The organism is Micromonospora jinlongensis (assembly GCF_013410645.1).
GTDB lineage: Bacteria > Actinomycetota > Actinomycetes > Mycobacteriales > Micromonosporaceae > Micromonospora > Micromonospora zamorensis.
In genome coordinates this window covers 1,859,127-1,872,075 of the sequence record NZ_JACCHK010000001.1, presented here as the reverse complement: position 1 = coordinate 1,872,075, position 12,949 = coordinate 1,859,127, and the positions used below count along the sequence as shown (strand labels likewise).

General features: G+C 71.2%; 12 protein-coding genes. 9 read left to right on the top strand and 3 right to left on the bottom strand.

The features are described from left to right. Nucleotides 1-18: 18 nt before the first annotated feature. Nucleotides 19-312, top strand: coding sequence for a hypothetical protein (locus HNR22_RS31220; RefSeq protein WP_246380739.1), 294 nt, complete (start codon nucleotides 19-21; stop codon nucleotides 310-312). A 9-nt stretch (nucleotides 313-321) separates the two neighbouring features. Here the strand turns inward: HNR22_RS31220 and HNR22_RS08035 are convergent, their stop codons facing one another. The 3 genes from HNR22_RS08035 to HNR22_RS08025 are packed head-to-tail and all read right to left on the bottom strand — an operon-like array spanning nucleotide 322 to nucleotide 5,978. Further along, nucleotides 322-3,186, bottom strand: coding sequence for an FAD-binding and (Fe-S)-binding domain-containing protein (locus HNR22_RS08035; protein WP_179779814.1), 2,865 nt, complete (start codon nucleotides 3,184-3,186; stop codon nucleotides 322-324). A gap of 24 nt (nucleotides 3,187-3,210) precedes the next feature. Next, the gene (locus HNR22_RS08030; RefSeq protein WP_179779813.1) at nucleotides 3,211-4,407 is read right to left on the bottom strand and encodes an anhydro-N-acetylmuramic acid kinase; all 1,197 of its coding nucleotides are present in this window, start codon (nucleotides 4,405-4,407) and stop codon (nucleotides 3,211-3,213) included. An 11-nt stretch (nucleotides 4,408-4,418) separates the two neighbouring features. Further along, entirely contained in the window at nucleotides 4,419-5,978 is a 1,560-nt protein-coding gene (locus tag HNR22_RS08025; RefSeq protein WP_179779812.1) for a sodium:solute symporter, read from the bottom strand. 184 nt (nucleotides 5,979-6,162) lie between these two features. Here HNR22_RS08025 and murQ point away from each other — a divergent pair, with 184 nt between their 5' ends. The 8 genes from murQ to HNR22_RS07985 all read left to right on the top strand — a co-directional run bounded on the left by murQ (nucleotide 6,163) and on the right by HNR22_RS07985 (nucleotide 12,936). Beyond that, nucleotides 6,163-7,056 carry an N-acetylmuramic acid 6-phosphate etherase gene (gene murQ, locus HNR22_RS08020; protein WP_099857663.1) on the top strand — a complete coding sequence of 298 codons (894 nt, stop codon included), beginning with the start codon at nucleotides 6,163-6,165 and terminating at the stop codon, nucleotides 7,054-7,056. 148 nt (nucleotides 7,057-7,204) lie between these two features. After that, nucleotides 7,205-7,915 carry a ThuA domain-containing protein gene (locus HNR22_RS08015; protein WP_179779811.1) on the top strand — a complete coding sequence of 237 codons (711 nt, stop codon included), beginning with the start codon at nucleotides 7,205-7,207 and terminating at the stop codon, nucleotides 7,913-7,915. After that, on the top strand, nucleotides 7,885-8,985 hold the full coding sequence (locus HNR22_RS08010) for a Gfo/Idh/MocA family protein (protein ID WP_179779810.1): 1,101 nt from the start codon (nucleotides 7,885-7,887) through the stop codon (nucleotides 8,983-8,985). The genes HNR22_RS08015 and HNR22_RS08010 overlap by 31 nt, the downstream gene beginning before the upstream one ends. A 168-nt stretch (nucleotides 8,986-9,153) precedes the next feature. Further along, nucleotides 9,154-9,561 (top strand): helix-turn-helix domain-containing protein, encoded by a 408-nt coding sequence (locus tag HNR22_RS08005; protein ID WP_179783458.1) that lies wholly within the window; start codon nucleotides 9,154-9,156, stop codon nucleotides 9,559-9,561. A gap of 28 nt (nucleotides 9,562-9,589) precedes the next feature. Continuing rightward, nucleotides 9,590-10,354 carry a class I SAM-dependent methyltransferase gene (locus HNR22_RS08000; RefSeq protein WP_179779809.1) on the top strand — a complete coding sequence of 255 codons (765 nt, stop codon included), beginning with the start codon at nucleotides 9,590-9,592 and terminating at the stop codon, nucleotides 10,352-10,354. A 142-nt stretch (nucleotides 10,355-10,496) separates the two neighbouring features. Beyond that, on the top strand, nucleotides 10,497-11,378 hold the full coding sequence (locus HNR22_RS07995) for an ABC transporter ATP-binding protein (RefSeq protein ID WP_179779808.1): 882 nt from the start codon (nucleotides 10,497-10,499) through the stop codon (nucleotides 11,376-11,378). 44 nt (nucleotides 11,379-11,422) lie between these two features. After that, a complete protein-coding gene (locus HNR22_RS07990; RefSeq protein ID WP_179779807.1) occupies nucleotides 11,423-12,142 on the top strand; it encodes an ABC transporter permease in 720 nt (239 codons plus the stop codon). A gap of 65 nt (nucleotides 12,143-12,207) precedes the next feature. After that, complete coding sequence (locus HNR22_RS07985; protein ID WP_179779806.1) at nucleotides 12,208-12,936, top strand: GOLPH3/VPS74 family protein; 729 nt, start codon at nucleotides 12,208-12,210, stop codon at nucleotides 12,934-12,936. The last annotated feature ends 13 nt before the right edge of the window (nucleotides 12,937-12,949 follow it).

Genomic DNA, 12,949 nt, shown 5'->3' with positions numbered 1-12,949 from the left:
GCGAGGGCTTTCGCAGCCATGCCGTTCCCATTTCATGGCGAACCGGATTGCGCCGATGATCGGCCATTAAATTGCGGCATTCACGCCAGTGACCGTTTGTTGCTGCGGCCGGAGGGTATCTGGGCGTTCATGACCACCCCTGAGCAGAGTCAGCAGGAGAGAGCCCTCGAAACCGGTGAGGTGTATCAGGATGCCGAGGGGCGCCGCACGACGGACCCGGGCGCCGGCGCCGCGAACGCCGACAGCGAGGCCGACCGCAACGAGGAGCACCTGAGGCGCGGTGAGGTGGGCCCGCGCGTCCCGGAGGAGTAGCCCGTCCGGCTACGCCAGCGGCTCGACCGCCTCGACGAGCACCTGGAGCACGTGCCGGTACGGCTGCCCGGTGGCCCGGCTCATGCCCATCTCGCAGGTGCGGTTGCAGGAGGCGTACGCGTCGTAGCCGCGCTGATTGATCTCGATGGCCTGAGCCGCGGTGGCGCCGGCGGTCACCTCGGGATGCAGCAGCCCCCGGTCGCCGGCGAAGGCGCAGCACCCCCAGCTGTCCGGCACGGTCACGGTGTCGGCGACCGCCCGGGCCACGGCGCGCAGGTCCTCGATGCCGCCCAGGTGCACTGTGGAGCAGGTGGGGTGCAGGGCCAGCGAGCCCAGACGCCGGGGCTCCGGCAGCGCCGGCAGGAGGTGCTCGGCGGTGAACGTCACGCTGTCGACGAAGCGCAGGTCGGGGTAACGCGCCTGGTCCTCCTCGGCCAGCGCGGCGGTCAGCTGGGCCAGCCCGTGGGTGCAGGACGAGGCGTCACACACGATGGGCAGGCGGCCCTCGTCGCTGGCCGTCCAGAGCGCGGCGAGGGTCCGCTCGGCCATCTCGCGGTGGCCGGCGGGGTAACCCTTGGACTGCCAGGGCGTTCCGCAGCACAGGCCTGCCGTCGCGGGCACGACGAGCGGCACGCCCGCCAGGTCGCACAGGCGCAGGAACGCTGCCGCCGAGCCGCCGGCCGGGCCGTCCTCCGGCGCGAAGAGGCTGCCGACGCAGGCCGCGAAGAACACCGCCTGCGCGTCCGGCGCGCTGCGGGGGGCGGGGCGGGGAGCGCCGGCGCGTGGCATGTCGTCGCTCCACAGCGGCACGAGTTCGCCGGCACCGAGCCCTCGGATCACCCCGGTGGCGGCGCTGGTCACCGGCGTCGGCACAGCGTGGGCGGCGCTCAGGCCCATCCGGACGCCGGCCACGGCGCCCTTCCAGTGCCGCGCGGCGGCGCGGGCGGTGCGCTGGGCGAGCGGGCCGTGCCGTTCGGCGCGCAGTCGTTTCATCGCCGCGCCGGTGTCGATGCCGACCGGGCAGGCGGTGACGCAGAGGCTGTCCGCGGCGCAACTGTCCACCGCCGCGTACTCGTAGTCGGCGGTCAGCTCCCGGCGGCGCTCCTCGTCGCCGGCGGCGGTGGCGAGGGCGATCTGTCGTTGCAGGACGATGCGCTGCCGGGGCGTGGTGGTCACGTCGGCGGTGGGGCACACCGGCTCGCAGTAGCCACACTCGACGCAGGCGTCCAGCTCGGGGTCGACCGTCGGGACGGCCTTGAGCTGGCGCAGGTGCACTGTCGGGTCGTCGTTGAGCAGCACACCGGGGTTGAGCAGGCCACTCGGGTCGCACAGCCGCTTGAGTTCGCGCATCACGTCGTACAGCTCGTCGCCGTACTGGCGGCGGACGAAGGGTGCCATGGCCCGACCGGTGCCGTGCTCCGCCTTGAGTGTTCCCCCCTCGGCCAGCACGAGGTCGACCATGTCGTCGGTGAACCGGGCGTAGCGGTCGATCTCGGCCGCTGTGTCGAAGGACTGCGTCAGCATGAAGTGCAGGTTGCCGTCCCGGGCGTGCCCGAAGATCACCGCGTCGGAGTAGCCGTGCCTGTCGAACAGGCCGATCAGGCCGTCGCAGGTGCCGGTCAGGCGCGGCAGTGGCACCGCGACGTCCTCCAGCAGGGCGGTGGTGCCGGGCGGGCGGGCACCGGCGACCGCCGTGTAGAGGCCCTTGCGCAGGTGCCAGAGTCGGGCCCGCTCGCGCGGGTCGCGGGTCAGCTCGGTGCCGGTGACGGCGGGCAGCCGATCGAGCACTCCTCGCGCGTCGGCCAGCGTCGCGGCCAACCGCTCCGCGCTGTCCTCGGCGAACTCCACCAGCAGCGCTGCGTGCCCGGCAACCGTCAGGCCGCGCAGGGTCGGGCTCGCACCAGGGTCGCGCTGGCTGACCCGCAGGGCGGCCGCGTCGAGCAGTTCGGCGGTACGGGCACCGGCGGCGAGCAGGGCGGGCAGCGCGTCGGTGGCGTCGGTGAGGCCGGGCAGGATCAGCAGGCCGGTGGCGGCGTGCTCGTGGATCTCGACGGTACGGAAGACGGCCTCGGCCACGAAGCCGAGCGTGCCCTCGCTGCCGATCATCAGGTGGGCCAGCATCTCGACCGGGCTGCTGTGGTCGAGCAGGGAGTTCAGCCCGTACCCCATGGTGTTCTTCATGGCGAACAGCCGCTCGATGGTGGCGCGCGACCCCGGTGCCGAGCGCACCCGGTCGCGTAGGCGCAGCAGCCCGGCGTGCAGCTCGGGCTCGTCGGCGCGCAGCCGGTCGTCGGCGTCGCGTGCGGCGGAGTCGACGACGGTGCCGGACGGGAGGACGAAGCGCAGCGACTCCATGGTGCGGTACGCGTTGTCGGTGGTGCCGCAGGTCATCCCACTGGAGTTGTTGGCCACCATGCCGCCCACAGTGCACGCGGCCTCGCTGGCCGGGTCCGGGCCGAGTCGGCGTCGGTAGCGGGCCAGCCGGGCGTTGGCCTGCCGGATCGTCAGGCCGGGCTGGAGCCGGATGCGACGACCGTCGTCGAGCACCTCGGCATGCCGCCAGTCGGTGCGGACGTCGACCAGCACCCCCGCGCCGCCGGCCTGCCCGGCGAGGCTGGTGCCACCGCCGCGCAGGGTCAGCGGTACGCCGGCCTCCCGTGCACCGGCCATCAGCGCCCCCACCTCGGCCGCCGAGGCGGCGCGAACGACGGCCTGCGGCTCGAACAGGTACGGCGAGGCGTCGTGCGCCGCCGCCAACCGTCGGGGCAGCTCGGCGCTGGCCCGGGTCGGGTCGTCGAGGCGCGAGCGCAGCAGCTCGGCGACCTCGCGGGCGCGAGCTGCGGTCGGTGCGGGTGGTCCTACGACGGGGTGCATGGGCGGATCCTCCCGGGAACGTGGTCAGCCGGCCACCGGTGGCACGGCGGGACGGCCGGCGATCAGCAGGCGGCGGGGAGCGGTGTCGACCGGCGCCGGCAACCGCAGCGGCTGCCGGCCGGGGGTGATGCTGCCGAGCACGGAGGCGTGCCGCGCGCCGGTGCCCGACGGTAGGGCGCCGGGCAGCCCGTGCACGGTCAGGTAGCCCAGTAGCGCGAAGGCCAGCGCCTCCTTGGCGTCCGACGCGACACCCATGTCGTCGCTGGACGACAGGTCGACGCCCGGCAGTTCCTCGGCGATCTCGCGCATCAGCGTCGGGTTGCGTGCGCCGCCGCCGGAGACGATCAGCCGGGTGACGCCATGGTCGCGGCAGGCCTCGGCCACCGTGACCGCGGTCAGGCGGGTGAGCGTGGCCAGCACGTCCTGCGGATCCGGCGTGGGCGCGTCGGCGAGGGCGGCGAGCAGGTAGGGAAGGTGGAACAGCTCCTTGCCGGTGCTCTTCGGGCCGGGCAGCCGGTAGTACGGCTCGTCGAGCAGCCGCCGCAGCAGGACCGGGTCCACCTGCCCGGCGGCAGCCCCGCGCCCGTCCCGGTCGTATTCCTCGGTGCCCCCGCTGAAGTGGCGGGCGGCGGCGTCGAGCAGCGCGTTCGCCGGCCCGGTGTCGAACGCGAGGGGGTCCGCGTCGGGCGCGACGACGGTGATGTTGGCGATGCCGCCCAGGTTCAGCGCGGCGGGGAGGCCGGGCAGGCCACCCAGCAGCAGCGCGTCGAAGAGGGCGACCAGGGGAGCGCCCTGGCCGCCGGCGGCGACGTCGCGGCTGCGCAGGTCGGCCACGACCGGAAGGCCGGTGGCCTCCGCGATCCAGGCCGGCTGACCCAGTTGGAGCGTGCCCCGGACCACTCCGGCCTCGACCCAGTGGTGCATCGTCTGGCCGTGCGAGACGACCAGGTCGGCCCGACCGTCGCACAGCTCCGCGAGAGCCCGCACGCCGGCCTCGGCGAAGGCCTGGCCGACGCCGGTGTCCAGCACGCAGATCGCCTCGGTGCTGGTCGCCGCGGGCGGAAGGGCAGCGGCGATCTGGGCGCGCAGCCGGTCGGGGTACGGGTGGCTGAGCCGGCCCAGCGTTCGCATCCGCAGGGTGTCGCCGCTCAGGTCGAACTCGGCCGCGGCGGCTTCGATGCCGTCGTAGGAGGTCCCGGACATCAGGCCGATCACGCGCATCACGTCCTCCTTCATGCCCGGCCGGCGGGCGCTGCCGCGTCGTCGACCTCGTCGGTGCGTCCATGGTCGTAGAACGTCGTCGGGGCCGGGTGGAACCGGCTCGACACCGCGCCGACGACCAGGGTGATCAGAACGCCGATCGGGACCAGCCACTGCGCGGCGATGGCGGTGGCGGTGGTGGTCCCGGCCGTCGTGACGTCGATCTTGACGTAGCGGACGATGTAGGTCATCACCACCACGGTGACGAGGAAGGCGATCACCGCGTCGACCTGGTTCGCCCGCTTGACGAGACGGCCGAGCAGGAAGGCCCCGAGCAGCGCCCCGTAGGTGTAGCCGGCGATGGTCAGGCCGGTCAGGTAGACGTTCCCGGTGCTGGAGCTGAACGCGCAGGCGAAGATCGCCATCAGCACCGCCCACACCAGGGTCATCACGCGGGCGAGCCGGAGCATCGCGTCGTCCGACGGGACCTTGCGGAAGAAGCTGTGGATGAAGTCGGCGACGGTGGAGTTCGACATCGAGTTCAGCGCCGACGACAGCGAACCCATCGCCGCGCCGAGGATGCCGGCCACCAGCAGACCCGAGATGCCCACCGGCAGGGCGTGCAGGATGAAGTTCGGGTAGAGGTTGTCGCTGCTGTCCAGGCCGAGTTCCTTGAAGGTCTGACCCTTGTTGTACGACCACAGCAGCGCGCCGACCAGGGAGAACGCCGCGAACTGGATGACGACGAAGATGCCCGAGGAGATCATCGCCTTCTGGCCGTCACGCAGGGTGCGGGTGGACAGGATGCGCTGGACGATCAGCTGGTCCGAGCCGTGGCTGGCCATCGCGAAGATCGCACCGCCGATGATCGCGGTCGGCAGGGCGAACGGGCTGGTGAGCACGTGCGCGAGGTCGAAGTTGGTGTCGAAGAGGTGGAACTTGCCGGCGTCGAGCGCCTGCGCGTAGCCGTCGCCGCCGACGGCGTGGCTGAGCACCGCGATGGCCAGGATCGCCCCGCCCAGGTAGAGCCCCATCTGGATGGCATCGGTCCAGATGACCGCCTTGATGCCACCGAGGTAGGTGTAGATCACCGTGATGAGGGTGAGGACGACGATGATGGCCTGGTAGCCGACGTTCAGGCCGAGCTCGTCGAGGAGAAGCTTGATCGGGATGGCCGAGGCGAACAGTCGTACGCCCTCGGCGAGCAGCCGGGTGAAGACGAACGTGACCGACGCCAGACCCTGGAGTTTCAGGCCAAACCGTTCACCAAGGTACTGATAGGCACTGACGAAGCCACCGCGCTTGTAGAGCGGGATGAGCACCGCGGCCACGACGACGCGACCGATGACGTAACCCAGGGCGAGCTCGACGTTGCCGAACCCCTGACCGCTGTAGGCACCACCGGGCACGCTGATCACGGTCAGGACGCTGGTCTCGGTGGCGACCACGGAGAACGAAACGGTCCACCAGGGCAGTCGACCCTCGCCCACGAAGTAGTCCTTGGCGGACTTCTGTCTGCCGGACAGGCGAAGTCCGACGAAGGCGATCACCACGAGGTACAGCACGATCACGACAAGGTCGAGTTGACGCACGGCTCGCTCCCTACCAGCGGTTGTCAATAAGCGACGTTAGCCGAGAGTAACGCGAAACTTTTTGCCAGAGCGGGCCCGGGCTGGCTACGCTGAGCCTCCAGCCTGCTGATATGGGGAACGCGCGCCGGTGAGCCGCCTCCCGTCGGCCGGCGATGTGTTCACCAGCGAGAGGAACGACCACCCCGTGGACCTCAGCACCCTCGGCACCGAGACTCGCAACGACCGCACCAGCGACCTCGACCAGATGTCCCCCACCGAGCTGCTCCTCGCGATGAACGACGAGGACCGCTCGGTCGCGGAGGCCGTCCGCCGGGCCGTGCCGGACATCGCGGCCGCCGTCGACGTCGTCGTGGCGTCGCTCCGACAGGGCGGGCGACTCATCTATCTCGGTGCCGGCACCAGCGGCCGGATCGGCATGCTCGACGCCGTCGAGTGCCCACCCACCTTCGGTACGCCGCCCGACCGGGTTCTCGGCCTGCTCGCCGGAGGGGCCGGGGCCTTCGGTGTCGCCGTCGAGGGCGCCGAGGACGACCCGGCCGGTGCCGTCGCCGACCTCGACGCGGTCGGCCTGACCGCCCGCGACACGGTGGTCGGGCTCGCCGCCAGCGGCCGTACCCCGTACGTGGTCGGCGGCTTGGCCCACGCCCGCGCGCTCGGAGCGACGACCGTCTCCGTCGCCTGCAACTCCGACGCGGTGATCAGCCGGCACGCCGACGTCGCCATCGAGGTGCCCACCGGCCCCGAGGTCCTCACCGGCTCCACCCGACTCAAGGCCGGCACCGCCGAGAAGCTGGTCTGCAACATGCTCTCGACCGCCACGATGGCCCGGCTCGGCAAGGTCTACGGCAACCTGATGGTGGACATGAACGCCACCAACGAGAAGCTCGTCGACCGGGCGCGTCGGATCGTCGCCGAAGCCGCCCACACCGATCTCGACACCGCCACGCAGGCGCTCGCGGCGGCACACGGGCACGCCAAGACAGCCATCGTGCTGCTGCTCGCGCACTGCACCGCCGAGGAGGCCGCCGCACGGCTGCGCGCCGCCGACGACGACGTCCGGGCGGCCGTAGCGGCCTGAGCCACTGCAACCGGCCGAACCCGGCCACTGTCCCCAGTGGTGTCCTCCGAGTACGGTTTCGGTGCCCGCAAGGCACACGAATCGGCGGCTCGTCACCGGGGCGGGAGCGGCCAGCCCGGTGGCGACGGGCCCGGGGGAGGGAGCGACTGTGACGCAGCGCAGAGCACTGGTGGTTCGAGGTGGCTGGGAGGGGCACCAACCGGTCGAGGCGACGGAGCTGTTCATTCCCTTCCTCGAACGCAGCGGCTACGCCGTACGGGTCGAGGAGTCGACGGAGATCTACGCCGATGCCGCCGAGATGGCCGACACCGACCTCGTCGTGCAGTGCGTGACGATGTCGCAGATCACCTCGGACCAGCTGGCGGGTCTCAGCGCGGCGGTCATCGCCGGCACGGGCCTCACCGGGTGGCACGGCGGCATCGTGGACTCGTTCCGCGCGTCGTCCGACTACCTCCAGCTGGTGGGCGGGCAGTTCGCGACGCATCCGGGCAAGGAGCCGTGTGAGCGCCGCGGTGGCCCGGAGGACAACTTCCTGCCGCACACGGTGCGCATCACCGACCTCGGCCGGGAGCATCCCATCACCGCCGGGATCGAGGACTTCGACCTGGTCACCGAGCAGTACTGGGTGCTGCACGACGACCTGATCGACGTACTGGCCGTCACCACCCATCCCACGCAGGCGTGGCATCCGTGGCACCGCCCGGTCACCTCGCCGGCGATCTGGACCCGACTCTGGGGTGCCGGGCGCATCGTTGTGACGACCCCGGGACACAGCCTCGACGTGCTGGAGCACGCGGGCGTCCGTACCGTCATCGAGAGGGGGATGGTGTGGGCGACCCGCACCGCGTCGGCGTCGTAGGTCTCGGGGTCATCTCCCGCGCCTACCTGGACACGCTCGCGAACCACCCCGCGGTGAGCATCGCCGCGCTGGCCGACCTCGACGCCTCCCGGTCGGCCGCGGTCGCCGCCACGATTCCCGGGGCCGAGGCGTTGAGCGTCGAGCGCCTGCTCGCCCGCCCGGACGTGCAGACGGTACTCAACCTCACGATTCCCGCGGCGCACGCCGACATCTCGCTCGGCGCGAGCGAGGCGGGCAAGAACGTGTATGTCGAGAAGCCGCTCGCCGTGACCTTTCCGGACGGCCGCTCGATCATCGAACGGGCCGCGTCGGCCGGCGTCCGCGTCGGCTGCGCGCCGGACACCGTCCTGGGCACGGGTACGCAGACAGCGCGGGCGGCGATCGACGGCGGGCTCATCGGACGCCCGCTGTCCGCGTCGGCCGTCATGGTCACGGCGGGGCACGAGCGCTGGCACCCCAACCCCGACTTCTACTACGTCCCGGGCGGTGGCCCGTTGCTGGACATGGGGCCGTACTACATCTCGGCGCTCATCCACCTGCTCGGCCCGGTTCGCGCGGTGGTCGGAGCCGCCAGCCGCCTGCGCGCCGAGCGCGTCATCGGCTCGGGCCCGCGCACCGGCCAGCGGGTCCCGGTGGAGGTGGACACCCACGTCAGCGGCGTGCTGGAGCACGCCAACGGCGCTCTCTCCACCATTACGACGAGCTTCGACGGCGTCGCGACGACGGCCGCACCGATCGAGGTGCACGGGGAGACCGGCACGCTCGCCGTGCCGGATCCGAACTACTTCGACGGCGAGGTCCGCCTCTTCGCGCTCGGCGGCACCGAGTGGCGCGTCCTCGAACCCCGCGCCGGTTACGCCCATGCCTCCCGAGGCATCGGTCTGATCGACCTGGTCAGGGCCGACGGTCAGCGTCCGCCGCGGGCGGGCGGCGACGTCGCGCTGCACGTACTCGAAACGATGACCACCCTGCTCCGGTCGGCCGCCGAGGGACGGCGGATCGAGCTGACGACGGTGGCGGAGCGGCCCGAACCGGTGCCGCTCACCGCGGTCGAGTCCTGGAATGCGTAAAGGTGTTCCGCGCTGTTCGCCACACGGACGACCGGTGTGAGGTCCCGGTCAGATCGATTGACACCGATTACTGTAACGGTGATGCGACACGTCCGCGGAGGAAAGCGGACGCACCACGACGCACCGGCCCGGCCGGGTGTCGACCGCGGGGGAGGCGACGGCCGGGACATGGGTGACACCCGACGGGCCGCGCAGGACGCGTTCGCTCGATTCGTGCGCGGTGCTGTCGACGCCGCCAGCGACGAGCGTGGCTGGTCCATAACAGAAGTGGCGGCTCGTAGCGGCGTCGGTCGCTCCACCGTCTTCCGGTGGCTGTCCGGTGACTGGCAGCACCACCCGGAGCTTCCCAAGGTGCGAGCGTTCTGCGCGGCCCTGGACCTCCCGCTCGGCGCCGCCCTGCGCGCTCTCACCCCCCTGTCGTACGACACATCGGCGCCGGAGGTGCCGTCGGCGGAGGCGCTCTTCGTGGCCGTCCGGGACCGACTGGTCGATCCCCGCACCACCGCCGCCGAACGAGAGCACATTCTGGCCGCCCTACGCCGCCTCGGGCACCGAAGGTCGTCCCGGGCCAGCTGACAGGCATCGAGAGGATCCGGTGACGGTGATGTCCGACCTGTTCGACTACGACGCTGAACTGCGCCTGCACAACGAACTGTTCCGCGCCGCTGCCCGAGTCGGATCCCACGACCGTGTGCTCGACATCGGCTGTGGCACCGGCCAGTCCACCCGCGACGCCGCCCGCGCCGCGGTGAACGGAAGCGCGACAGGCGTTGACATCTCCGGGCCGATGCTCGAACGGGCCCGTCAGCTCAGCGACGACGAGGGCTTGCCGAACATCACCTTCCAACAGGCGGACGCCCAGGTTCACCGCTTCCCGCCGACGCATTTCGACCTCTGCATCAGCAGGTTCGGAACGATGTTCTTCGCCGACCCGGTCGCCGCGTTCACCAACATCGGCCGCGCGCTGCGCCCCGGCGCGCGCCTGGTGCTGCTGGTGTGGCAGGACCGCGACCGCAACGAATGGGCCACCGCGATCCGCCGGACCTTCACCGACGAGCCAGCCACGCCCCGCGGTCCGAACCCGTTCTCCCTCGCCGACCAGACCGTGACGGAAGACCTTCTGGTGGCGGCCGGCTTCGCGAACGTCGACTTCACCGACGTGCACGTACCCGTCTACTACGGTCCGGACAGCGCGACCGCCTTCGATGCAGTGTTCCGTCTGTGGGAATTCAAGGATCTGCTCGCCGACCTGGACGCCACGGCCGCCGAGCAGGCCCGCAGGCGGCTGCGCACCACCCTCGACGCCCACCACACCGACGGCGGCGTGTACTTCGACTCGCGCGCCTGGATCGTCACAGCTCGTCGCTGACCGGCATCGCCAGGAGTCCGTCAGTCGCGGGGTGCGGGCGTGCGCCGGCGCCAGGACCGGCCACGACCAGTGACGCCACGTCACATGCGGTGGTGACGTGGTGCCACTGACGGATCGGGGCGGGCGGCGGTGTCATTGGTGCATGTCCACCACACCTGTCATCGAAGTTGAACGGCTGAACGTCACATACGGCGACTTCCACGCCGTCAGGGATCTTTCCTTCGAGGTGCGGCGCGGGGAGCTCTACGCGCTGATCGGCACGAACGGGGCGGGAAAGACCTCGACCCTCGAGACCATCGAGGGGCACCGCACGCCGACCTCCGGAACTGTGCGGGTCTTCGGGCACAGCCCACGGGACCGCCGAGTCGTCCGTCCCCGGGTGGGCGTGATGCTCCAGGAAAGTGGTTTCTCCCCGGACCTCACGGTTCACGAGTCGGTGCGCCTGATCGGCCGGCTCACCCGGCGTACGGACGACGTCGACCGGGTGCTCGACATCGTCGACCTCACCCGCAGGTCGGGTCGGAAGGTATCGCAGCTCTCCGGCGGCGAGAAGAGACGCCTGGACTTCGCCACCGCTGTCTACGGAACCCCCGAACTGGTCTTCCTGGACGAGCCGACCACCGGCCTGGACATCCAGTCCCGCGACGCCCTGTGGGCGACGGTGGATCGGCTGCGCGAGAACGGCGCCACCATCGTGCTCACCACCCACTACCTGGAAGAGGCACAGCAGCGCGCCGACCGTATCGGGCTGATGCACCAGGGCACCTTCCACCGGGAGGGCACCGTCTCCGAACTGACCCGAACGCTTCCGGCCGTCATCCGGTTCTCGCTACCGCCGGTGGCACCGGCGCTGCCCCTGCAGGCGGTCGTCGATGCCCACGGGAAGGTCGTGGTCGAGACCTTCGGACTGCAGAAGGACCTGCACATCCTGCTCGGGTGGGCGCAGGACCATGCCGTGGAGTTGCGGGACCTCCAGGCCGGGCCGACCCGGCTCGACGACGTCTTCCGGGCCATCGGCAACTGACCCGCACCGGTCACCGACTCGTTTCCCCGAAAGGAAACTCCACCATGTTTTCCATCGCTTTCAGCGAACTGATCCAGATCTTCCGGAACCGGCTGGTGCTGATCACCAGCCTCATCATTCCGGTGGCTGTCAGCGCGCTCTTCGTCCGTCAGCACGAGACCTTCGCGGCCGTCGGAAGCCTCGGCTACATCGCTGCGATCGTGATGTTCACCGTGGCCGCGTTCGGGCTCTACGCCACTGCCGTCACCACCCTGGCATCGCGGCGGCAGAACCTCTTCCTCAAGCGGCTGCGATCCACCGTGGCGAGTGACCGCAGCATCCTCGCCGGTCTGCTGCTGCCCGTCACCATCCTCGCCGTGGTCCAGGTCACCGCGATCCTGACCGCACTGGCCGTGGTCGCCGGTGGGCCTGCCAACGTCGTCCTGCTCGTGGTGGCGGTCCTCGCGACCCTGGCCATGATGATCGGCCTCGGGCTGGCCACGGCAGGGCTGACGAACTCGCCCGAGCACGCCCAGGTCACCACTCTGCCCGTCACCCTCGGCGTCGTCGCCGTGTCCAGTTGGGTGGGCATCAGCGGCACCGAGGACCTCACCGTGCTCAAGCGGCTGCTGCCCGGCGGCTCGGCCACCGAGATGGCCATGAACGCCTGGAACGGCGGCGTCGCCGTGACCGATTCCCTCCTCCTGCTCGCACCGACGTTCGGCTGGGTCGTTATCGCCATAGCTCTCGCCACCAGGCTCTTCCGCTGGGAGCCCCGCCGATGATCCAGGCCAGCGACGGCAACAACCAGGCGACCGTGAGCAGAACGACGAGATGAGAGGTGGACCCGATGGCTCAGCAACCCGAGGAACCCCAGACCGACCGCCGCACCGAGGCGGGGCCCGCGACCCTGGCGGAGGATCTCCTGCTGCTCCTGTTCCAGCCGGATGCCGGCCTCCGGGGCACCGGGGCCATCGCCGGTGAGAACACGCTCTTCTACGTTCTCGCGGGGGCGGTGCTCGCCGATCTCGGGCTCGGCGAGCACGTGCGTACCGTTCCCGGTCGGGGAGGGGTGCGGGTGGAGGCCGTCGCGGAACGCCCGCCGTCGGACGACATCCTGCGATCCGCGTGGGACTACCTCGCGGAGAAGCCCCGCGGCGTCCAGAGCGTGCTCGCGGCGATCGGGCCGACGCTGCGTGGCCCGCTGCTCGACCGGCTCGTCGAACGGGGCGACATTCGCCGTTCCACTCGTAAAACCCTCGGCCTGTTCACCACGGAGGTCCTCAAGGCCGGCGGGACGGGACGTCGGGCGGGCCTCCTCCGGGACGTACGCGACGTGCTCGTCGAGGGCGTGGAACCGCAACCCCGGGTCGCGGCTCTCGGCGCTCTGCTCTCGGGCAGCGGGACGCTTCCCCAGCTCGACCGGGAGATCCCCTGGACCACTCCGGTGATCACCCGCGCCAAGGACCTGGAACGGGGCAACTGGGGCGCCGGGGCCGCCGCCGAAGCGGTCACCCGCACCGTCACCGCGACCATCGTCAACAACGTCGTCGTCGCGGCGGCCGTGCTTCCCCGCTAGTGCCGCAATGGGC

Bases quoted from the DNA above. Each gene is read 5' to 3' on its own strand.
- HNR22_RS08005 (WP_179783458.1), top strand. From the start codon at position 9,154: ATGGGTGACACCCGACGGGCCGCGCAGGACGCGTTCGCTCGATTCGTG.
- HNR22_RS08035 (WP_179779814.1), bottom strand. From the start codon at position 3,186: ATGCACCCCGTCGTAGGACCACCCGCACCGACCGCAGCTCGCGCCCGC.
- HNR22_RS08030 (WP_179779813.1), bottom strand. From the start codon at position 4,407: ATGCGCGTGATCGGCCTGATGTCCGGGACCTCCTACGACGGCATCGAA.
- HNR22_RS07985 (WP_179779806.1), top strand. From the start codon at position 12,208: ATGGCTCAGCAACCCGAGGAACCCCAGACCGACCGCCGCACCGAGGCG.
- HNR22_RS07995 (WP_179779808.1), top strand. From the start codon at position 10,497: ATGTCCACCACACCTGTCATCGAAGTTGAACGGCTGAACGTCACATAC.
- HNR22_RS31220 (WP_246380739.1), top strand. From the start codon at position 19: ATGCCGTTCCCATTTCATGGCGAACCGGATTGCGCCGATGATCGGCCA.
- HNR22_RS07990 (WP_179779807.1), top strand. From the start codon at position 11,423: ATGTTTTCCATCGCTTTCAGCGAACTGATCCAGATCTTCCGGAACCGG.
- HNR22_RS08000 (WP_179779809.1), top strand. From the start codon at position 9,590: ATGTCCGACCTGTTCGACTACGACGCTGAACTGCGCCTGCACAACGAA.